Annotated in this window: 23 protein-coding genes; 15 read left to right on the top strand and 8 right to left on the bottom strand. The window is 54.7% G+C overall.

The features are described 5' to 3' along the window. Positions 1-6 precede the first annotated feature (6 nt). On the bottom strand, positions 7-366 hold the full coding sequence (gene clpS, locus JAO79_RS08715) for an ATP-dependent Clp protease adapter ClpS (protein WP_114333516.1): 360 nt from the start codon (positions 364-366) through the stop codon (positions 7-9). Between the two features lie 288 nt (positions 367-654). Here clpS and JAO79_RS16410 point away from each other — a divergent pair, with 288 nt between their 5' ends. The 8 genes from JAO79_RS16410 to JAO79_RS16405 all read left to right on the top strand — a co-directional run bounded on the left by JAO79_RS16410 (position 655) and on the right by JAO79_RS16405 (position 7,595). Then, complete coding sequence (locus tag JAO79_RS16410; protein ID WP_199006871.1) at positions 655-942, top strand: cold shock domain-containing protein; 288 nt, start codon at positions 655-657, stop codon at positions 940-942. Between the two features lie 133 nt (positions 943-1,075). Beyond that, positions 1,076-1,723, top strand: a complete 648-nt coding sequence (locus tag JAO79_RS08705) for a pseudouridine synthase (protein WP_199006870.1) — start codon at positions 1,076-1,078, stop codon at positions 1,721-1,723. Beyond that, positions 1,720-2,169, top strand: a complete 450-nt coding sequence (locus tag JAO79_RS08700) for an NUDIX hydrolase (protein WP_199006869.1) — start codon at positions 1,720-1,722, stop codon at positions 2,167-2,169. The genes JAO79_RS08705 and JAO79_RS08700 overlap by 4 nt, the downstream gene beginning before the upstream one ends. A gap of 51 nt (positions 2,170-2,220) precedes the next feature. Continuing rightward, complete coding sequence (mnmA, locus tag JAO79_RS08695; RefSeq protein WP_199006868.1) at positions 2,221-3,399, top strand: tRNA 2-thiouridine(34) synthase MnmA; 1,179 nt, start codon at positions 2,221-2,223, stop codon at positions 3,397-3,399. Beyond that, on the top strand, positions 3,396-4,016 hold the full coding sequence (gene hflD / locus JAO79_RS08690) for a high frequency lysogenization protein HflD (RefSeq protein ID WP_199006867.1): 621 nt from the start codon (positions 3,396-3,398) through the stop codon (positions 4,014-4,016). The genes mnmA and hflD overlap by 4 nt, the downstream gene beginning before the upstream one ends. Positions 4,017-4,091: 75 nt before the next feature. After that, the gene (gene purB / locus JAO79_RS08685) at positions 4,092-5,459 is read left to right on the top strand and encodes an adenylosuccinate lyase (protein WP_199006866.1); all 1,368 of its coding nucleotides are present in this window, start codon (positions 4,092-4,094) and stop codon (positions 5,457-5,459) included. Between the two features lie 15 nt (positions 5,460-5,474). Further along, a complete protein-coding gene (locus tag JAO79_RS08680) occupies positions 5,475-6,626 on the top strand; it encodes a cupin domain-containing protein (protein ID WP_199006865.1) in 1,152 nt (383 codons plus the stop codon). Between the two features lie 3 nt (positions 6,627-6,629). Further along, positions 6,630-7,595 carry a GNAT family N-acetyltransferase gene (locus tag JAO79_RS16405; protein WP_199006864.1) on the top strand — a complete coding sequence of 322 codons (966 nt, stop codon included), beginning with the start codon at positions 6,630-6,632 and terminating at the stop codon, positions 7,593-7,595. On the opposite strand, the gene JAO79_RS08670 is transcribed toward JAO79_RS16405, so the two are convergent. Then, positions 7,584-8,585: a LysR family transcriptional regulator gene (locus JAO79_RS08670; RefSeq protein WP_199006863.1), complete on the bottom strand. Its 1,002-nt coding sequence runs from the start codon at positions 8,583-8,585 to the stop codon at positions 7,584-7,586. The genes JAO79_RS16405 and JAO79_RS08670 overlap by 12 nt on opposite strands. Before the next feature lie 229 nt (positions 8,586-8,814). Here JAO79_RS08670 and JAO79_RS08665 point away from each other — a divergent pair, with 229 nt between their 5' ends. Next, positions 8,815-9,585 carry a hypothetical protein gene (locus JAO79_RS08665; protein WP_199006862.1) on the top strand — a complete coding sequence of 257 codons (771 nt, stop codon included), beginning with the start codon at positions 8,815-8,817 and terminating at the stop codon, positions 9,583-9,585. Positions 9,586-9,623: 38 nt separating this feature from the next. Then, complete coding sequence (locus JAO79_RS16245; protein ID WP_199006861.1) at positions 9,624-11,615, top strand: ATP-binding protein; 1,992 nt, start codon at positions 9,624-9,626, stop codon at positions 11,613-11,615. Here JAO79_RS16245 and JAO79_RS08655 read toward each other — a convergent pair. Both JAO79_RS08655 and JAO79_RS08650 read right to left on the bottom strand, forming a co-directional pair. Continuing rightward, positions 11,566-12,057: a MarR family winged helix-turn-helix transcriptional regulator gene (locus JAO79_RS08655; protein ID WP_199006860.1), complete on the bottom strand. Its 492-nt coding sequence runs from the start codon at positions 12,055-12,057 to the stop codon at positions 11,566-11,568. The genes JAO79_RS16245 and JAO79_RS08655 overlap by 50 nt on opposite strands. Continuing rightward, positions 12,035-12,520, bottom strand: a complete 486-nt coding sequence (locus tag JAO79_RS08650; RefSeq protein WP_199006859.1) for a glutathione peroxidase — start codon at positions 12,518-12,520, stop codon at positions 12,035-12,037. Before JAO79_RS08650 ends, JAO79_RS08655 begins: the two co-directional genes overlap by 23 nt. 252 nt (positions 12,521-12,772) lie before the next feature. On the opposite strand from JAO79_RS08650, the gene JAO79_RS08645 reads away from it, so the two are divergent. The 3 genes from JAO79_RS08645 (at position 12,773) to htpX (ending at position 15,448) form a co-directional block, all read left to right on the top strand. Continuing rightward, positions 12,773-13,987: a pyridoxal phosphate-dependent aminotransferase gene (locus JAO79_RS08645; RefSeq protein WP_199006858.1), complete on the top strand. Its 1,215-nt coding sequence runs from the start codon at positions 12,773-12,775 to the stop codon at positions 13,985-13,987. Positions 13,988-13,999: 12 nt separating this feature from the next. Further along, positions 14,000-14,473 carry a hypothetical protein gene (locus JAO79_RS08640; protein ID WP_199006857.1) on the top strand — a complete coding sequence of 158 codons (474 nt, stop codon included), beginning with the start codon at positions 14,000-14,002 and terminating at the stop codon, positions 14,471-14,473. Positions 14,474-14,566: 93 nt separating this feature from the next. Then, a complete protein-coding gene (gene htpX / locus JAO79_RS08635; RefSeq protein ID WP_199006856.1) occupies positions 14,567-15,448 on the top strand; it encodes a protease HtpX in 882 nt (293 codons plus the stop codon). 70 nt (positions 15,449-15,518) lie between these two features. On the opposite strand, the gene pdxB is transcribed toward htpX, so the two are convergent. Genes pdxB through JAO79_RS08620 form a run of 3 tightly spaced genes read right to left on the bottom strand, consistent with a single transcriptional unit; the run spans position 15,519 to position 18,583 of the window. After that, the gene (pdxB, locus tag JAO79_RS08630; protein WP_199006855.1) at positions 15,519-16,673 is read right to left on the bottom strand and encodes a 4-phosphoerythronate dehydrogenase PdxB; all 1,155 of its coding nucleotides are present in this window, start codon (positions 16,671-16,673) and stop codon (positions 15,519-15,521) included. 21 nt (positions 16,674-16,694) lie between these two features. Then, positions 16,695-17,996, bottom strand: coding sequence for a DEAD/DEAH box helicase (locus tag JAO79_RS08625; protein WP_199006854.1), 1,302 nt, complete (start codon positions 17,994-17,996; stop codon positions 16,695-16,697). A 20-nt stretch (positions 17,997-18,016) separates the two neighbouring features. After that, positions 18,017-18,583, bottom strand: a complete 567-nt coding sequence (locus tag JAO79_RS08620) for an elongation factor P hydroxylase (protein WP_199006853.1) — start codon at positions 18,581-18,583, stop codon at positions 18,017-18,019. A gap of 121 nt (positions 18,584-18,704) precedes the next feature. On the opposite strand from JAO79_RS08620, the gene dsbD reads away from it, so the two are divergent. Beyond that, on the top strand, positions 18,705-20,582 hold the full coding sequence (gene dsbD, locus JAO79_RS08615) for a protein-disulfide reductase DsbD (protein WP_199006852.1): 1,878 nt from the start codon (positions 18,705-18,707) through the stop codon (positions 20,580-20,582). A 20-nt stretch (positions 20,583-20,602) separates the two neighbouring features. Here dsbD and tusA read toward each other — a convergent pair whose 3' ends face one another. Further along, a complete protein-coding gene (tusA, locus tag JAO79_RS08610) occupies positions 20,603-20,845 on the bottom strand; it encodes a sulfurtransferase TusA (protein ID WP_199006851.1) in 243 nt (80 codons plus the stop codon). A gap of 82 nt (positions 20,846-20,927) precedes the next feature. On the opposite strand from tusA, the gene JAO79_RS08605 reads away from it, so the two are divergent. Then, complete coding sequence (locus JAO79_RS08605; protein WP_199006850.1) at positions 20,928-21,221, top strand: antibiotic biosynthesis monooxygenase family protein; 294 nt, start codon at positions 20,928-20,930, stop codon at positions 21,219-21,221. Positions 21,222-21,226 lie beyond the last annotated feature (5 nt).

Below are 21,226 nucleotides of genomic sequence, written 5' to 3'. Positions count from 1 at the left end.
GGTCTGTCAGTCCGCGCGTTCTATCTCGCAAAGCAACGGGTGTTCACATTCTGACGAATATTGATTCACCTGCGCCGCCTTCGTTTCTGCGATGTCGCGGGTATATACCCCACATACGGCCTTTCCTTGCGTATGGACGAGCAGCATCACCTGCGTCGCCTTTTCTTCGTTCATGCCGAAGAACGTCATCAACACTTCCACCACGAAATCCATCGGGGTGTAATCATCATTCAGGAGCAGCACCCTAAAGCGGGCGGGACGCTTCAGGGCCGGCTTCTCGGGCGCTACACTCACCCCATCTTGACGCCCGGGCTGGTCGTCCTCCCCCTGATTAAATATTAGTAGAGAATTTTCAATTGTCCGCATGGTTCTGTGTACCGATTATTCGGATGGCTATCTTAATGTGGTTACCCGGCCAGACATTTTCAAGGCTGGCGCCCAAGCAAGCGCGGGTTAACAAATCCTGTGAACATGATACCGATTCCATACCCTGATGAAACACTTATTCAAACAGCTGTGATCCTTGACTCAGAAACCTGATTGGTCGACAGTTAACATTGTATGTAATTTAATGTAACGGAATGCAGCGAAAGTTTATCAACGGATAAACACTCCAATAATAAAAGAGACAGCAAAGGGACGGGGGAGTTCATCATGCCGAGGGGCAAGGTTAAGTGGTTCAACAACGCCAAGGGATACGGCTTCATCATCGAAGATGGCTGCAGCGATGATCTGTTCGCGCACTTTTCTTCCATTCAGATCGAAGGCTATAAAACCCTGAAGGCAGGCCAGGCGGTTACGTTCGAGAAAAAACCGAGCGATAAAGGCGTTCATGCCGTGAACATCGTGCCGGATACTGCACCCGGCGACCGGCCCGCCAGCCGGGAGGCCCAATCCGGTAATAATCGCGACGGATATCCATCCAGAGCCGCCAACGCCTGAGCCAATTTCGGCCCGGCTCAACCGCCAGCCTGCCGGTATTTACCGGTGGGACCCCGCATCGGTGCTTTTTTCAATGCCTGCATTGCAGTAGGCTTGTCAGCTCGGTAAACCCGCAACTGACAGGACCCTGTGAATGGCGGACATCATCCTGTTTAACAAACCCTTCGAGGTTCTCAGCCAATTCACGGATGAGCGCACTCAAAACCCCCGGTCAACACTGGCTGAATGGATCAAGATGCCGGGCTATTACCCTGCCGGGCGACTCGACTACGATTCCGAAGGTCTCCTGCTGCTCACCAATCACGGCCCGTTACAGCACCGCATAGCGTCACCCCGCAACAAAATGCCCAAAACCTATTGGGTACAGGTGGAAGGCGATATCTCTGGCGTTGCAATCGACAACCTTTCCCGAGGGGTAAATCTGAAAGACGGCCCTACCCGTCCGGCTAAAGTTCGGAGAATGACACCACCCAAGCTTTGGCAACGCACCCCTCCGGTTCGGCATCGCGAAACAGTGCCAACCAGCTGGATTGAACTGACCATCAGTGAAGGCCGCAACCGGCAGGTGCGCAGAATGACCGCAGCCGTTGGCTACCCAACGCTTAGACTGGTACGTTATCAAATTGGCGACTGGACCCTCGACAAGCTACAGCCGGGCGAGTTCCGAATGGAGCAGGTGCACCTTCCCGATGCCCCGGCTTCGCCGTCCAAGCAGGGGCGCCGCCCCGGACCCCGCTCAACGAAAGCGCGCCGACCCAACAGGAGATCTGCATCAAAATGATCTGGAAGCCTCACGCAACAGTGGCTGTTATCGCCGAAGATGATCGCGGCCGCTTTTTATTGGTGGAAGAACTCAGTAACGGCCAGGTAGTCTTCAATCAACCGGCCGGACACATCGAAGAAGACGAACCGATTCTTGACGCGGCCTGCCGGGAAACCCTGGAAGAAACCGGATGGGAAGTGGAGCCCACCTATTTCCTGGGCATTTACACCTACAAGGCACCGACAAACGGCGTTACCTATCACCGTTTTTGCTACGCCGCCAAGCCGCTTCGAAAAATCACGGACGAACTGGACGACGGAATCATCGCCCCGCACTGGCTAACACTGGACGAGATCCGCGAACTCGGAAGCAAATTACGCAGCCCTTTGGTTCTGCAATGCATCGAGGATTACCGAAACGGCCGGCAATTCCCCCTTGAGGTCGTGATCGACGGACAGACGTAACCGTTACAAAGTGCTAAAATCGCCGCTTTCTAACCGGTTACCAGTAGGCTCATGATCCCAAATCCTGATTCCAAAGCCCCAGAAAACACCCGTGTCATTGTCGGCATGTCCGGCGGTGTCGACTCATCGGTTGCCGCTTGGTTATTGAAAGACCAGGGTTACCAGGTGGAAGGCCTGTTCATGAAGAACTGGGACGAAGATGATGGCACGGAATACTGCACCGCGATGACCGACCTTGCTGACGCGCAAGCGGTGGCCGATGCCATCGGTATCACATTGCACACCGCGAGCTTTGCCGCAGAATACTGGGATCGCGTATTCGAGCACTTTCTTTCGGAGTACAGCGCTGGCCGAACGCCCAATCCCGACATCCTGTGTAACAAAGAAGTTAAGTTTCGGGCCTTTCTGGACTATGCCATTACTTTGGGCGCGGATTATATCGCGACCGGGCACTACACCCGCCAGCGCCCGCTGAATGATGGCAGCGGCAAGGCCGAACTGCTGAAAGGTCTGGACCCAAACAAAGACCAAAGCTATTTCCTGCACGCCGTGTCTGGTGATCGCATCGCCCGCACCCTGTTCCCGGTCGGTGAACTGGAAAAGCCTGAAGTTCGCCGTATCGCGGAAGAGCAAGGGTTTATCACTCACGACAAAAAAGATTCCACGGGCATCTGCTTCATCGGCGAACGCAAGTTCACCGATTTCCTGAAACAATATCTGCCCGCCCAGCCCGGCAACATTGAAACCCCGGATGGCGAAGTGATCGGTAAGCATCAGGGTTTGATGTACCACACCATTGGCCAGCGCCAAGGCCTGGGCATTGGTGGGCTGGCCAAATACGGCGATGACCCCTGGTACGTCGCCGAAAAAGACTTGAGTCGAAACGTGCTGGTTGCAGTGCAAGGCAAACACCATCCGCTGCTGTTCTCCCGTGGGCTGGTATCCGGCCCGATAGACTGGATTGCCGGCGATGCACCGTCCACGCAGTTTCGCTGCAAGGCAAAAACCCGTTATCGCCAGCCGGACCAAGATTGTGAGGTCACGGTTATCGACGGCGGCGTGAAAGTTGTGTTTGACGAGGCCCAGCGGGCGGTGACACCCGGTCAGTCGGTAGTGTTTTATGTCGACGACGTGTGCCTCGGCGGTGGTGTCATCGAAGAAACCTGGCGCGACAACGAAGAGCTGCCAGCCCGTTTGGATCAAAACCATACGGCTGAGGCGCGTTCATGAGCCGCACTCTGCACGACCAGACTTTAGCTTTGGCCGGATTGTTTCAGGCGGCCTCTTTGGTTCAGCAGGTTGCGCATAAAGGAACGTGCGACGAAGAGAGCCTAGAAACCTCGCTGCGCTCACTGTTTGCCACCGACCCCGCATCTACTCTCGACGTGTACGGTGGCGAGTTGTCCGATATACGGGAAGGCCTGAAAGCACTGTCAACCTCTCTGGCTCAGCAAAGTGGCGCGAAGGATGTTGAAACACTTCGCTATGTGCTGAATCTGGTGCAACTGGAATCCAAGCTCAAAAGCAGCCCGGACCTTCTTGACGTGATCGGTAGCCGCATCGAACAAGCACGGCATACTGCCAGCCATTTTGGTTACAACCACAGTAATCTGATTGGCAACCTGGCCTCGATCTACACCGATACTATCAGCACCTTCCGTTTGCGCATTCAGGTCAGCGGCAATCCGCAAGTCCTGCAGCAAGACGAGAATGCCGCCAAGGTTCGCGCGCTGCTCCTTGCCGGTATTCGTTCCGCGGTGCTTTGGCGACAATGCGGCGGCCGTCGCTGGCAACTGATTTTTGCCCGTAAAAAAGTGATCAACCACGCCCGCGAGTTGTTGCGCTGATTCGCGACGCGGGCTGGTGTATCATAGACCCCCTACTATTCTTATCCGATTCTTTGATGAACTGAGAGGTTTTCGATGGAACTCAACGCCCTGACCGCCATTTCCCCGGTCGATGGACGCTACGGCAGCAAAGTCAGCGTATTTCGCAGCATCTTCAGTGAATACGGACTGATCCGTAACCGGGTAACCGTCGAGATCCGCTGGTTGCAGAAACTCGCTGAACACCCGGCCATTACCGAAGTGCCTGCCTTTTCAGCGGAAGCCAATGCCTTTCTGGACAAAATGGTCAGCGAATTCAGTCTGGCCGACGCGGAACGCATCAAAGAAATCGAGCGCACAACCAACCACGATGTAAAAGCGGTTGAATACCTCATCAAAGAAAAGATTGCTGACGTTCCCGAGCTGCACGCCGTTACCGAGTTTGTTCACTTCGCGTGCACCTCTGAAGACATCAACAACCTGTCTCACGCCCTGATGCTGCGTGAAGGCCTGGATCATGGCCTGCTACCGGGCATGGAAAAAGTGATCGACAAACTCGCCGAGCTTGCCAAAGAACACGCTGATCAGCCCATGTTGTCGCGCACGCACGGTCAGACGGCTTCCCCCACAACGGTCGGCAAAGAATTGGCAAACGTGGTGTACCGCCTGCGCCGTCAGCTCAAGCAGATCAAAGCTGTGGAACTGCTGGGCAAAATCAACGGTGCCGTCGGTAACTACAACGCGCACCTGTCTGCCTACCCGCAGGTAGACTGGGCCACCAATGCGAAAGAATTCATCGAACGCCTCGGCCTCGACTGGAACCCGTACACCACCCAGATCGAACCCCACGATTACATCGCGGAACTGTACGATGCCATCGCCCGCTTCAACACCATCTTGATCGATCTGGATCGTGACATCTGGGGCTACATCTCTCTGGGTTACTTCAAGCAGAAGACGGTTGCCGGCGAGATCGGCTCTTCTACCATGCCGCACAAGGTCAACCCGATCGACTTCGAAAACTCCGAAGGCAATCTGGGTATCGCCAACGCCATCTTCGGGCACTTGTCGGCCAAGTTGCCGATTTCCCGCTGGCAGCGCGACCTAACCGATTCGACCGTGCTTCGGAATCTGGGTGTTGGCTTTGCTCACAGCCTGATTGCTTACGAAGCCACCCTGAAAGGTCTGGGCAAGCTGGAAATCAACCCGGTTCGTTTGGGTGAAGACCTGAACAGCGCGTGGGAAGTATTGGCGGAACCCATCCAGACGGTGATGCGTCGCTACAACATCGAAAAGCCTTACGAAAAACTGAAGGATCTGACCCGCGGCAAAACCATGTCAGCGGAAGTGATTCAGAACTTCGTGGAAACACTGGAGATTCCGGAAGAAGCGAAAGCCGAGTTGCGCGCGCTGACGCCGGAAACCTACATTGGTAACGCCGTCGAACAAGCCGGCAACATCTAAATCTGGAGCAGCACCATGGATATGCTTGGCGGACTGACAGCCTCTGAATTTCTGCGCGACTACTGGCAGAAGAAGCCCCTCGTCATCCGTCAGGCATTCCCCGGCTTCCAGTGCCCGGTCAGCCCGGACGAACTGGCGGGTCTGGCCTGTGAAGAAGCCGTGGAATCCCGCATCGTTCTTGAAAACGAATCGGGTAAGCCCTGGCAACTACACAACGGCCCGTTCACACCGGAACGGTTCAGCACCCTCCCGGATCAGGATTGGACTTTACTGGTTCAAGGCCTCGACCATTGGGTGCCGGAAATATCCGATTTGCTGGAAGCGTTTCGTTTTGTGCCCAACTGGCGGCTGGATGACATCATGGCCAGCTATGCGCCCAAGGGCGGCAGCGTAGGCCCTCATTACGACCAATACGATGTATTTCTGCTGCAGGCAGAAGGCCATAGGCGCTGGACCTTTGGTGGTCATTGCGATCACACCTCCCCCAGAGTTGAAGGCACGCCATTAAGAATTCTCAGCAGCTGGGACGGAGAAGAAACCGTCACACTGGCACCGGGCGACATGCTTTACCTCCCTCCCGGAGTGGGCCACCATGGCGTTGCTGAAGATGACTGCATTACCTTGTCGATCGGCTTCCGGGCGCCAACGATCGATGACGTGTTAACCGGTTTTACCGATTACCTGTGCAATCAGGAAAAAGCGGCAGAACATCTAGGCGACCCGAATCTGACCGTTCAGGACAACCCCGGCACCATTGCACCGGAAGTGATTGACCGCCTTGATCAAGTAATTCGCGAACAGATCAGTGACCGACGTGCACTGGCACTCTGGTTTGGCCAATACACTACGGCCCCGAAAAGTTTGGACATTGTCGTGCCGGCGGAAGAACCCGCAACGCCTGAAGACCTCGCTACGGCCATTGAAGCCGGCGAGCAACTGCGCTGGAACGAAGGCTCCCGCTTCGCGTACCACGAGTTTGAGGGCGAAACCGCCCTGTTTGTAGATGGTGAACAGTATTTGCTGAAAGGTGACGCTCAACCCATCGCACCTCTACTGTGCGCCGGCGCCCGTATCAATCAATCCAAACTGGCCACCTTTGCTCGCGATGAAGCGCTGGTTGGTCTGTTGACCACGCTTTACAATCAAGGCTCTGTGTACTTTGAGTAAGCAATGACTCCACGATTCCGAAAATACAGTTGGCAATTGGCGCCCGGCTCCATTCGCGATATCCGCCAACGGGTGTTTATCGACGAACAGCAAGTGCCACCGGAGCTGGAGTGGGATGACACAGACGAGATAGCTGATCATTACCTGGCCGTAGGCCGCGACAACCAACCCATTGCTACCGCCCGATTGTTCTCGGCTCTGGAAGAAACCGGCTATATCGGGCGCATGGCCGTGCTGCCGGAATACCGTGGGCGCGGCATTGGCGAAGCCCTCATTCAGCACCTGTTAAAAGAATCCGCCGGCCGTTATCAGGAGCTCAGGCTTTCGGCCCAGCAACACGCTATCGGCTTTTACCAGCGTTGCGGTTTTCATGTTTGCTCGTCGCTATACGACGATGCAGGTATTCCCCACCTCGATATGCGATGCCTGTCCCCGGCGCTGGCTCATCACGGGCTTGGCCATCGCTCTCAACCGCTCATCCTCGGCGTTGATGCGGAAAGCTGGATATTCGATCAGGAAAGCACTTTTTTAGAACTGATGGATTCGTTAGTTGGCCAGGCACGACAGCGCCTGTGGATTTATGATCGCCTGCTGGATCACGATCGGTACGACCGCCACCAACTGCGAGAACTGATTTCTGCTGTGGCACGCCAGCACCGCCTCAGCGAGGTTCGCATTCTGATACACGACGACAAACCGCTGGTACAAAAACGCCATCGTCTGATCGAGCTGATGCGCCGATTACCCAGCCGCATCGAGCTTCGTGTGCTCAACCACGATTACCCGCAAGAAGACCAACCCTTTGTTCTCGTAGACCGTGACGGCCTGCTCTGCCGCCACGACTTTAATAAACCCGAAGGATTCGCCAATTTCACCGCCGGGCGGCGCCTGAAGCTCAAAGAAGAGGCGTTCCAGCGCATGTGGGAGACAGCACAACCATCTCTCGAACTGCGCGAACTACCGATCTGATCCCAGCGCCTGAGGCGATTCGAACTGAGCTCCGAAGGGCGCAAACTCATCGTCTACTTCCTCGGCGACTTCCGCTATCAGCTTTCTTAGCCACTGATGATCCGAGTTGTGCTGTAGCAGCGGACTCCACGCCATCTTGAGCTCGAACGGCGGGATCTCAAACGGGGGCACCTTCACCACAAGGTTCGGATTGTCTTTCTGGAGCCAGGCAGCGCGTGACGGCAAGGTTGCGATCAAATCGTGTTGTTCAGCCAGCAACATAGCCACCTGATAATGTCGTGTGAATACCGAGATCTGGCGTTTACGCCCCATCAAACCCAGCGCTTCATCCACCCAGCCCAGGCGCTGCACATCCTTCGGGTTCACCCCCACGCCCACACCAAATCCGGTTTTGCTGACCCAGATATGGCTTGCATCCAAATAGGTGTCCAACGTAAAGGGTTCCACCAGCACCGGATTATGGGCATTCATCAAGCACGCGAAGTATTCCGTCCACAACGTTTTCTGGTGAAACGATTGTGGAATCTTGTCGAACCGGTTGATTGCCATATCCAAACGGCCCTGTTCGACATCCAGAAAGCTGACATCACTCGGCGTCAGCACATCCAGCGTAACGTGCGGCGCTTCCTGCCGAATGCGCCGCAATACCCGGGGCATAAGGCAGGATTCCGCATAATCACTGGCCATGATTCGGAACACTCGTTGGCTGTTCTCTGCGGCGAATGGCGTTTTTTCCTGCACTGCCTGTTCAATGTTCGAGAGAATCGAACGCACTAACGGCTGTAATTCTTGTGCTCGCTCTGTCGCCGTCATCCCCTCGCTGGTCCGGACCAGAATCGGATCGCCGAATAGATCCCGCAGGCGCCTCAAGCCATTACTCATGGCCGGTTGTGTGATCCCCAGATGGTTGGCGGCTTTGGTGACGTTCCTCTCCCGCAACAGTACATCGAGGTACACCAGCAAATTAAGGTCCACTCGGGAAATATCCATCAACAACTCCTCTAATTCGGAAAACCGGAACGCGGACAGGGCGCACATTCACACGAACAATATACCCGGTTACAAGAATTCATCAAATTTATGAAACTTTCACTGATACAGGCGCCTTTCGGACGGATCAATAGATTTCTGCTAGTCTTTCAGGCTGTTATAACGCAGAATTCATGGGCTAACTGACGCAGCCTCGTTCGCAACCTTTACTTGGAGCCACGTCCGGAACATGGAAGCAACCACCATCGTCATCATCCTTGCCGCCATCGTTGCTCTGTCTTTGGTGATTATCGTGGTCAGCCAAATGCGCGAAAAGTCTCGCATTGAGCGCCTGCGAAAGATCCGCGCGCTCCAGGACACCTACAATCGGGCCGACCGTCTGCTGACCGAAATTCCCGGGCAATACCTGAACACCGGGCTAAAGCTTATTCTGCTCAAACAAATGGAAGATGCGTGCAAGAATCTGGCCGCACTCAAGACCGAAAAGCCTGTGACCCAATGGCTTGAAACCGTCAAACAGAGCCGGCAGCACGTTGTCGACAAGACTGACAACCATCCTCCCGTTAAGATCGATTCGCCTGAAAAAGCGCAACAGGTTAAAGAGCACTTGAACAGTTTGTTCAAACTGATTGAAAGCATGCATAAAAGCGGTCGAATCGATGCGCCCACGGCCAAACAACATCTTAAGTATGTGCTGTTTCTGGTCCACAAAACCCACGCAGACCTGTACGTATTCCAGGCGAGGGAACAGATTCGCCAGAACGAAATTCGCAAAGCCATTCACTCGTATCATTCAGCCAGCATGGAAATGGTTAAGTCAAAGGACAATCCACTGGCGTTGAAGGCTGTGAAAAGCTTCAGAACCCGGATCAAAGAACTCGAAGCAAGCCTGCAGGACGAAGACGCGACTGCCGAGCACGGCACCAAGCTGGATCAGGAGTGGGACGACATGCTGCAAGATGAAGAGTCCTGGAAAAAACGAAAAGACTTCGATAACTAAAACAAAAACAGTGCGCGAGACAAGGATTCCCGGCCACCGTGTTTAACAGGTTCAAACAACGGCTTTCGTATCGACTGACCCGTGATACCGTTCTGGTAGCCATGGCGTTGGGGTTGCTGTTAAACCTGATTCAAATAACCCTGGACTACTTTACCGCCCGGGACGCAATGGATCAGGAGGTTCACGCACTGCTCGAAATCAGCCGTAGCCCCGCTTCACAGATTGCCTACAATATAGATGTCCGCCTTGCGGAAGAACTTCTGGATGGCTTATTGCTGCACCCGGCTACCATCGATGCCCGGATTATCGATAGCGACCATAAAACCATGGCGGCGTCGAGCACACCCAGCGTCAGTTCGCCCTACCGATGGATCAGTGATTCGTTATTCGGGCACAGCCGCACGTTCGCCGAACCCCTGCAAGTACCCCAGCTCAGAGATTTATCCCTTGGCCGGCTGGTGCTCACCATCGACACTTATCACTATGGCCTGCAGTTTCTGAAACGGGCGGGCAACACGCTGCTGATTGGTTTGCTGAAAAGCCTGGTGTTAACACTGGCGCTTCTGGCTATTTTTTACCTGGTGCTGACACGCCCGATGATGGGGCTGATTCGTGCCTTGGGGCAGGCAAACAACCGGCCTTTGGAGAAGGTCCGGCTCCCTGTCCCTGAGAACCATGAGGACGACGAGATCGGTGCGATGGTCGGGATCATCAACGAGCACCTTCATAACATGGAAGTCAGTGTTGAAAGGCTCCGTTCGGCAGAACGCACCATGAAGAACTATTCGACTCATCTGGAGAATGAAGTCGAGGAGCGAACTCGCGAGATATCCGAGAAAAACACCGCCCTTCAGCGCGGCAATCGGGCATTGGTGAAAGCCAAAGAAGATGCAGTACGACGAGCCCGTGCACGGGCTAACTTTCTGGCCAGTATGAGCCATGAGATACGAACACCGCTGAACGGCATGCTGGGTATGCTTGGGTTGGCGGTCGAAGACGAAAGCGACCCACGCCAGAAAAGTCGTATAGAAATCGCGTCAAAAGCAGGCCAGAACCTGCTCGAACTCCTCAATGACATCCTCGATATATCAAAAGTCGAAGCCGGAAAGCTGAGCCTTGAAATCATACCGTTTTCAGCCCGAGAGCTAATCAACGAGTGCACAGCCCTGCACGCGCAACAGGCCCGCAGCAAGCGCATCGCCTTGGTCAACCAGATCGACGGGGATTTGCCTGATTGCTTCTTGGGCGATCCGACCCGAACCCGCCAGGTACTTAATAACCTGCTCAGTAATGCCATCAAATTTACCGATCAGGGTAAGGTCAAGGTTCGCGCCAGCTACTCCTCAGGGCACCTTCGTATCGAGGTCATCGATACCGGCATCGGCATGTCACAGGAAGGCCTGAATAAGATCTTTTCTCCTTTTTCACAAGCCGATTCCGATACCACCCGTCTTTACGGAGGCACCGGACTGGGCCTGACACTCTGCCGGCAGTTGGTTGATCGCATGAACGGCCGGATCAAAGTGGATTCCACGCCCGGAAAAGGCACGCACTTTACGGTGACACTGCCCCTACCCGTCCACAACGAGCCTATGCAGGACAGCACGCCTGACGAGGAACTACCGTCAGCTTCAACTCAGTTGTTGAAGATTCTTCTGGTGGAAGATAACCATGTAAACCAGTTGGTCGCGAGCGCAATCCTGAGACGGCTGGGACACAAGGTCGATACGGCGGAAAACGGAGCACTCGCCATCGAAGCCCTCAAACAGGAGAGCTACGATCTGGTGTTGATGGACTGCCAGATGCCGGTAATGGATGGCTATGCAGCCACACGGGAGATACGGCGCAATCCGCACTGGAAGAACATTCCTGTGATCGCAGTAACCGCAAACGTGATGCAAGGCGACAAAGAAGAGTGCTTTGACTCCGGCATGAACGACTACATCACCAAACCCTATAACCGCGACGAGCTAAAGGCGGCTATTGTGCGCTGGGCTCCGCCCGCTCCAGAATCTCCAGAAGATCCCTGAGCTCACTCCGCAGCGAGGCTACGCGCCGCGGATCAACATCAAGACCGCACATAAGGCGCTGCGGCACAGCCACGGCCTTCGTGCGTAACAGGCGCCCGTCGGGTGTCAACGCCACCCTGACCACCCGCTCGTCTTCCGGCCCGCGCGTGCGCTTGACCAAAGAACGCTCTTCCAGCCTTTTCAGCAGAGGTGTCAAGGTACCGGAATCCAGCCGCAAACGCTGCCCGAGCTCCGACACTTTAGGTGCCCACCCCTCTTGGTCTTGCTGCCACAGTACCAACATCACCAGATATTGCGGGTAAGTCAGGCCGAGCTCTTGCAACAGAGGGCGGTAGCGTGCGGTAACCGCCCTATTGGCCGCGTAAAGCGCAAAACACAGCTGGTTGTCCAGCGCCAGCAGCTGGTCGCCCCCCGGGATTTCAGAGCAACTTTTCGATGTCATTCCGAATGTCCGCAGGTTTGACCGTCGGCGCGTAGCGGCGCACCACCTGACCTTCTTTATTGATCAGAAATTTGGTGAAATTCCACTTCACTTTTTCGCTCCCCATCAAACCTTTCGCTTCTTTTTTCAGGAAGCGGTATAGCGGGTGAGCCCCGTCGCCGTTCACGTCAATTTTCGCAAACATCGGGAAATCCACCCCGTAGTTCAAAGAGCAGAACTCAGTGATGGACTCGTTGCTACCCGGGTCCTGGTTCATAAACTGGTTGCAAGGGAAACCCAACACTTCAAAACCTTTGGCGCCCAGTTCGCTGTGCAGCTCCTGAAGCCCTTCAAACTGCGGCGTAAAACCACACTTCGATGCGGTGTTGACGATCAGCAGCACCTTGCCTTTGTAGTCTGCCATCGCAACATCATTACCTTTCGCATCCTTGGCACTGAAATCGTATATAGATTCGTTCGCCATCTCTTTCGCCTCTTTGTCGTTAAATTGTCAAAATTAGATTGTGCACAATTTAATTGCAAAAAACCAGGCAAGACATGCAGCTTTATCGCGCCACCCAGCATCCACTTCAACATTCGCTCGCAAACTCAACAGAATTCGCCACAATTGAACACATTTGCCCCTGTTCGCCCTGCCCCTCACTCCGCTAGAATAGTGGGCTTGTGTTATCTCGTATAACTCTTCCAGACCGTTAGCTAAGGATCTCTGCACGCCATGCATAACTTCTCCAAATCCGCCAAACTCGACAATGTGTGTTACGAAATCCGGGGTGTGGTGCTGAGAGAGGCGCGCAGGCTGGAAGAAGAAGGGCATCGCGTACTGAAGCTCAACATCGGAAACCCCGCGACATTCGAGCTGGACGTACCTGAAGAAATCCAGCAAGACGTCATCTACAACATGCCGCAAGCTCAGGGTTATGTGGAATCCAAAGGGCTCTTTTCGGCCCGCAAAGCGGTGATGCATTACTGCCAGCAACGCGGCATCGCCAAAGTCGATATTGATGACATCTATCTGGGCAACGGTGTCAGCGAACTGATCGTTATGTCGATGCAGGCCCTGCTCAATACCGGCGATGAAGTGCTTATCCCTGCCCCGGACTACCCGCTCTGGACCGCTGCCGTAACGCTATCAAGCGGCAAACCGGTGCATTATCGCTGCGACGAACAGCAAAACTGGTTTCCGGATATCGAAGACATCAAAAAGAAGATTACGCCGCGCACCAAAGCGATTGTGCTGATCAACCCGAACAACCCCACAGGCGCGGTGTACTCAGTCGAGTTGCTGCATCAGGTCATCGAGCTGGCCAGAAAGCACAATCTGATCGTGCTCTCCGATGAGATCTACGACAAGATTCTCTACGACGGAACCGTACACACCTCCACCGCCTCGCTGGCGGAAGACGTGCTGTTCTTCACGTACAACGGTTTGTCGAAAAACTACCGGGCCGCCGGCTATCGGGCGGGCTGGATGATTATCAGCGGTGCCAAACACCGGGCCAAAGACCTGATTGAAGGCATCGAAATGCTGTCCAATATGCGCCTGTGTGCCAACGTGCCGGCGCAGCTCGGGATTCAAACCGCTTTGGGCGGCTACCAGTCCATCAACGATCTGGTCGCTCCGGGAGGGCGCCTTTACGAGCAGCGGGATACCGCATGGCGCATGCTGAATGACATTCCCGGCGTCAGCTGTGTGAAGCCTCAGGGCGCGCTCTACCTGTTCCCTAAGCTGGACCCCAAGCATTTCCCGATTCGAAACGACGAGAAACTCGTGCTCGATTTACTGTTGCAGGAAAAAATTCTTCTGGTGCAAGGCTCGGCGTTTAACATTGACGACCAGCAGCATCTACGCGTTGTCTTCCTGCCGCGCAAAGAAGCATTGGCCGATGCTATGGGCCGGCTGGGCAACTTCCTGGAACACTACCGCCAGTAACCGGAGCAACACATGGCCGACATTCACGTAGAAGAGTTTTACAAGGACGTCGCCATTGCCTTGGTTCAACTGTACGCCGCCTTTCCGCGGCGTATCAGTTTGTTCGTCGAAGACATAGCCGGGCCTGACGATCCAGACGATTTCGGGTTGCATAGCCAACGACACATGGCATGCTTCGGCGCCCTGCTCTGGCTGTGCGAGGAAGGGTTTCTGCGCTACGTGGACACCATCCGCCAGGAGGCGCTCGATCAAGCGGTTTTATCCCGAAGTGCGTTCACCCGGCTGAGTGCCCCGGCACCGCAGGTCTTGAGTGAAAAGCTCGCCCCGAATACGGATCAATCCGGACTGCCAAGCTCTGTAGAACGGGATAGATCAACCTACATACATCTTCTGCGCACTGCACTGAAAAGCGGCAGCTCCAGCCAGATAAGCCTGATCGTGCAATCAACTTTCTTCCTAGACCCTGAACTCCAATCGGTTCATTAAATCGTCGTCAACCTCTTGAAGAAGTGAACCCTGCCCACATATATCGGTCAGATAGAAAACGACGTTTGGCGTAATCTTAAACAAGGAAATTCTATGCGCATTTTGTTGTTTCTGGCCACGAACCTGGCCGTTATTCTGGTTGCGAGCTTTACCCTGCGACTGCTTGGGGTAGACAGCTATCTTGCTCATCAGGGCATTAACTACAGCTCTCTGCTTATTTTCGCCGCCGTGTTCGGATTTGCCGGATCGTTTGTCTCCCTGCTGATCTCCAAGCCGATGGCAAAGTGGAGTACCAAAGCCAGGGTTATAGAATCCCCACGTACTCCTGCAGAACGCTGGTTGTTGGAGACTGTCGCAGATCTCGCGCAGAGGGCTGGCATCGGCATGCCGGAAGTCGCCATTTTTCCGGCCTCCCAATCGAACGCGTTTGCCACCGGCTGGAACAAGAACGATGCACTGGTCGCGGTCAGTGAAGGCCTGCTTCACCGCTTCAACCAGGATGAGATTCGTGCCGTATTGGGGCATGAGATCGGCCACGTAGCGAACGGCGACATGGTCACACTGTCTTTGATCCAAGGCGTGGTGAACACCTTCGTTATTTTCGCATCCCGCGTGATTGGTTCGTTCGTAGATCGCGTGGTGTTTAAAAACGAGGATGGTCACGGCATCGGTTTTTTCATCGTCAGCTTTGTGGCCGAGATCGTACTGGGGATTCTGGCTAGCACCATCGTGTTCTGGTTCTCTCGCCGTCGGGAATTTCGTGCCGACATCGCCGGTGCCCAACTGGCTGGTCGCGGCGCCATGATCAACGCGTTAGCGCGCTTGAAACAGGAAAGTGAAGTGCCGGATCAAATGCCGGACACGCTGCAGGCCTTCGGCATCAACCGGGGCTCCCGCTCAGGCCTGGCCGCTCTGTTCATGACCCACCCGCCATTGGAAGACCGGATTGCAGCGCTGCAAAAAGCATCGCTTTAAGCATTTCCAAGTATCCTGAAACAAGAAGGGGCGCTTTAGCGCCCCTTCTTGTTTCAGATGAGAAACCTAATCAGATCTTGAGTTTAAACCCCAGTGCCCGGAAACGGTCCTGCAGAGACTTGCTGCTTCCTTTCAGATGAATCTTCAGGCTGGAACACTCTCGGCGCACCGGGTAATCGCGGCGCAAGCGATCAAAGGCTTCGGCACGCTTTTCACCCTCTTCTTTCATCACACGGCGCAACCGAAGGTCGTCTTTCCTAGGGTCGTAACAAGCGCCCAGCGCAAGGCGCAGCGCTTCATCTTCAACGGCATTGCGGGTAAACGACATATTACTCAAGGCTGGCTCAGGCAAAAACTGGCCCGCTTTCTTCCGTACAGGCAAGCCCAGAAAACGACACAAAGCCTGATACACCATTTCGGTGCCCTGCACCTTCCCTTCCAGGCTGTAACCCGCGATGTGCGGCGTCGCCAGCCACACGTTATCGACCAGATCAGGGTCGATGGCAGGCTCGTTCTCCCAAACATCCAGTGCAACAACCGGGGCATCAGGCTGCGCAAGCCTGCGCGCCAAAGCCGCCCCATCAATAACTTCACCTCGGCCGGCGTTGATAAGTAACTGATCCGAGGTCAGCTCGGCAAGCTGTTGATCGGAGATCATATGATGCGTCGGGTAATCGCCGGCACGAGTCAACGGGGTGTGAAAGGTCACCACATCACAGGCCAGCGTTTCTGCCAGGCTGACAAACTCATCGGCGTTCTCTGGCTCCGCATCCTGGCGGGGCGGATCGCACAGCTTCACGTCGAAATCGAGGCGCTCTAATATTCTGGCCAGCTCGCTACCAACGTTTCCCGCGCCAACAACCCCCACACTCAGAGTTGACCAATCACACAGGTCCCGCTGATCAGCAAACAACGAGATCACCGCCAGAACATACTCGGCCACACTTCCTGCGTTGCAACCCGGCGCCGCCGAAAACCCGATACCTTGTTCCGTGAGCCAGTCAACATCCACGTGATCGGTACCGATCGTTGCCGTACCGACAAAGCGCACACGCGTACCTTCGAGTAAGTCCCGATTCACCCGGGTCACCGAGCGAACCAGCAAAATATCCGCGTCCTGGACTTCGTTTCGTGTCAGCCCCCGGCCCTTTACCCGGCGAATCTCGCCAATATCGCCGAAAAACGACTCCAATAACGGTATATTCTCATCAGCAACGATCAACATATATCAGCTCCTTCAAGCCAATCAGTTGCGACGGGGCCGCTGCGGGCCGCGTCCGCCGGTATTGCGCCCGCCGCCACCAGCGCGGTTACCTTGGGGCCGCCGCCCGCCCCGTTTGCGGGTGATTGGAGGGTTTTCCATCGCCACCAGAAGATCCTCTTCAGGCACGGCGGTTTTCAGCTTCTGGCTGATGTAGGTTTCGATCGACGGCAACGCATAAGCATCGTCCTCTCCGGCAAAGCTGATGGAAACACCGGTCTGCCCTGCGCGGCCTGTTCGCCCGATGCGGTGCACGTAATCTTCCGCGTTTTCCGGCAGGTTATAGTTGAATACGTGGGTCACGCCGTTTACGTGAATGCCCCGGCCCGCCACATCGGTGGCAACCAGCACCTGAATGTCACCTTTCTTGAATTGGTCCAGCGTTTTCAAGCGTTTGTTCTGGGCAATCTCACCGGACATCAGCGACACTTTCACGCCTTGATTTTTCAGATCTTCTTCCAGGTCCCGGCATTGATCACGACGGTTTGCAAAGACAATGGCCTTTTCCACTTCAGGACGCTTGAGATAGTTCACCAACACCGGAAGTTTTTCGTCATCGGAAATCAGGTAAACGGTCTGTTCAACCCGCTCGGCGGTTTTTTGCTCAGGCTCGATCTCGACAAATTCGGCGTTTTGGGTCCACATCGACGCCAGGTTCAGTACGTCCTGATTGAAGGTGGCGCTGAACAATAAGGTTTGACGCTCTTCTTTGGGCGTACACTTGCGAATAATTCGCTTAACATCCGGAATAAAGCCCATATCCAGCATTCGATCGGCCTCGTCCAGAATCAGGATATCCAGCTGATCCAGAAACACATCCTGTGAGCCCAGAAAATCGATCAGACGGCCCGGCGTTGCAACCAGAATATCAACGAATTCATTTTGCAGTTGCTCACGCTGTTTATCGTAATTCATGCCACCCACTACGGTGACTACATTGTGACCGGTGTATTTGCAAAGGTGCTCGGCATCTTTGGCAATTTGCATGGCCAGCTCACGAGTTGGTGCCAATGCCAGAACCCGTGGTTCAGAGGCAAACCGGTCCGACGCTTTGACGGGTGTTTCAAGCAGCGTCTGAATGGCGGTAATCAAAAACGCGGCCGTTTTACCGGTGCCGGTTTGAGCCTGGCCGATCAGATCTTCACACGCCAAGGTCCATGGCAATGTTTCCGCCTGTATCGGTGTGCAGTATTCGAAGCCAATTTTGCTGATGGCATCGAGAAGTTTCTGGTCCAGGTTTAAATCGCTGAAACGCAATTTACTGGTGTCTTTTGTCTCAATCGTCATAAAGTTTCAGAAGTCCTTGTTTAATCATTTTCCACGCCCGTTGGCGCGATGCGAACCCGATCCAGGTTCCAGTACTCGGCAAAACGGGCTGAAGTCTTGTAAAAATCCCGGAGTGTTTCGAAGAAAGCTTGCGCCCGTGCAGGAAGGCCATGTTCGAGATAATGACTCGCCTGCTTAAGCACATTAGCGCGAAAGGTGCGCTCGTCAGCCGCCCCATCACCCGCCAGATTATCCACGCTGATATGGAAACGTGATCCGGCAGCCAGAGAAAACAGCCACTCCACCGCCTGGGGCTTTATTTCTACGCTCTCGAACGCTTGTTGCTGTTCGGGGGTGCGCCCATCGGGGCAATACCAATAGCCGTAATCGTGCAGTGTGCGGCGGTACTCACCGGCCAGGCACCAATGCGCAATTTCGTGCAGGGCGCTGGCAAAAAAGCCATGGGCAAAAACCACCCTGGCGAGCCCGTCGGGGTCGCTGGCTGGCAGGTATTCCGGTTCGTCACTGCCCTTGACCAGTATGGTCCGGTGTTTCTCCCGGAACAGGTCATTAAACAGCATGATAAGATCGTCTGGATTGTGATTCATTGGTTCGCTATTGTGCGACTTTAAAGCAGCCAATGCCAGCGGGAACTTCTGACAGCCCACTCGGTCAATGCCCCCGACTTAACCACTACACGCACTGACGACACAGGATATTCAAATAGCCATGACAGTGTCCCCACGAATTTGGCACTTTATGCCACTCAAGGTGCTGACTGCTGTTGCCGTTTTCACCCTATTCAGTCTGCTTGTTACCCCTGTCGCACAGGCAGCCGGCAACTCGTTTTTTAACACCGCAAGCAATGATTTCCTGCCGGTAGAGCAAGCACTTCCCTTCAATTACACCTCTGACGCGGGCCACCTTGTATTGTCGTGGGACATAGCCCCGGAACACTACCTGTATAAAAGCCGAATCACCGTAACCCCGCTCAGCGCCGGAGTGAAAGTGGGTGAACCGGAATTTTCATCGCCCGGCACACTCACGAACGACGAATTCTTCGGTGAGATGACGGTGTTTTTCGACCCGGTCGAGGTTCGTTATCCGATAACCCTTCCCGATGGCGTTGCCGAAGCGGATCTACGGGTATCGTTTCAGGGCTGCGCTGAAGCAGGCTTGTGTTACCCGCCACAAAACCACGAGATTCTTTATTACCCGGGCTCCGGCGACTCTCAAGCTTCCGCCACAGCTCCTTCATCTACCAACACTGTGCCGCCAGTCACAACGGCAGACACCAGCAGCGCCAGTGGGCTTGCCGGATTTCTGTCCAGCCAATCCATCTGGATGGTCGCGGGTCTGTTTTTCCTGCTTGGTCTGGGGCTGACCTTTACTCCTTGCGTGCTCCCGATGGTGCCGATCATTTCCAGCATGGTGTCCGGCCAAAACACCCGGACCACCGCACACGCGCTATTGTTGTCCGGCAGTTACGTTTTAGGCATGGCGATCACCTATGCCGCCGCGGGAGTGATCACCGGATTACTCGGCGCCAGCTTTAATCTTCAGGCCCAACTGCAGTCTCCCTGGGTACTGGGGATTTTTGCTGCCTTATTTATCGTGTTCGCACTGTCCATGTTTGACCTGTTCGAGATTCAGCTGCCTCGCTTCATCCGTGAACCACTCAACGATGCCAGCCAGCGACTAACCGGCGGCCGGGTGCTGGGCATATTCGGAATCGGCGCACTGTCTGCCCTGATTGTTTCACCCTGTGTCTCCGCACCGCTGGCGGGAAGCTTACTGTACATTTCCACCACCCAGGACGCCTTTATTGGCGGAGTCGCCCTGCTGGCGCTCGGGTTGGGCATGGGCGTGCCGCTAATTCTGGTCGCCGTAGGTGGTCGCAAGCTGCTACCAAGCTCCGGGCGCTGGATGACGACCGTGAAACACTTTTACGGCGTGATGTTATTGGCGGTTGCAATCTGGTTGGTCGAACGATTGATTCCCGCCTGGACAGGCTTGACTTTGTGGGGCCTGCTCATCACTGTTACCGCGGTTCAATTAGGTGCATTTGATGCAGCAAAACCCGGTTGGGGGCGAACCCGCAAAGGCATCGGTTTGGTGATGTTTTCCTACGGCTTGGCCTTGTTGGCCGGAGCTGTCAGCGGCGCCACAGACCCGCTTCGCCCGTTAGCGCCGTTCACAGCCACGGCAGGAATTCCGCAAGGCACAGCACAAGCTCATGCTGACTTTGAACGGATAGAAGACCCAGAACAGATCCGCTCGCTGATGGCTCAGGCCAGCGCGTCTGGCCAACCCGTCATGCTGGATTTCTACGCAGACTGGTGCATCTCATGCAAAGTGATGGAGCGCAACGTGTTTAACCAGCCTGATGTGATTCAGGCGTTGCAACCATTCACGTTGCTCCAAATCGACATGACGGACAACACACCGGCCCAACAAGCGTTTCTTGACGAACTTGGCCTGTTCGGGCCGCCGTCCATTCTGTTTTTCGACAGCACTGGCCAGGAATTCTCCGAGGCGCGGGTTCTGGGTGAAATGAACAAGCAGCAATTCCTCACCCACCTGAGCAATCTATCCTCGGCCTCGTAAAGTTAGTCATCATTGCCTGGTCAAGCCTCGCACCGCTTGATCAGGTAAACAAACTCCCCGCCCTGTTCTTCATGTTCGATCAACTCGTGGCCCAAAAACTGGCAAAAGCGCGGTATATCCCGAGTGGTGGAGGGGTCGGTGGCAATGACTTTCAATACTTGGCCAACCTCAACGTCGGTGATGCGCGTGTGCAACATCATTACCGGTTCAGGACAAAACAAGCCTCGTGTATCCAATTCCGCGTGAAAATTCTGATCCGCCAAAGGTGACTTCCTCTAGTTCTCGTGATTTTAAGAATTCGGTGCTAAATTATTGTTTATAGCAACGAAAAAACGGGAGACTTACATGATTCGGGTTTTGATTGAACGCCACATTGCCGAGACGCTTGAAGCTGCTTACGAAGATCGCGCCCGAAAGGTGCTTCAACACGCGGTCAGTGCTCCCGGCTTTATCTCAGGCGAAACTCTGGTAGACAGCAAAGACCCTAACCACCGCATTACTCTGGCCAACTGGCGCTCCGAACTTGACTGGGACCGTTGGTACAGCTCGGAAGAACGCAAAGATCTGATGGCAGAGTTGGTGCCCATGATGGATCAGGATGAGCACATTACTGTCTTGCACCAAAGCCCCATGCCCTGAGAACT

This window comes from Marinobacter litoralis, from assembly GCF_016427555.1.
GTDB classification, from domain to species: Bacteria; Pseudomonadota; Gammaproteobacteria; order Pseudomonadales; family Oleiphilaceae; genus Marinobacter; species Marinobacter litoralis_A.
The sequence above is the reverse complement of the archived record's forward strand: the minus strand, read 5'-3'. Positions and strand labels throughout refer to the sequence as shown.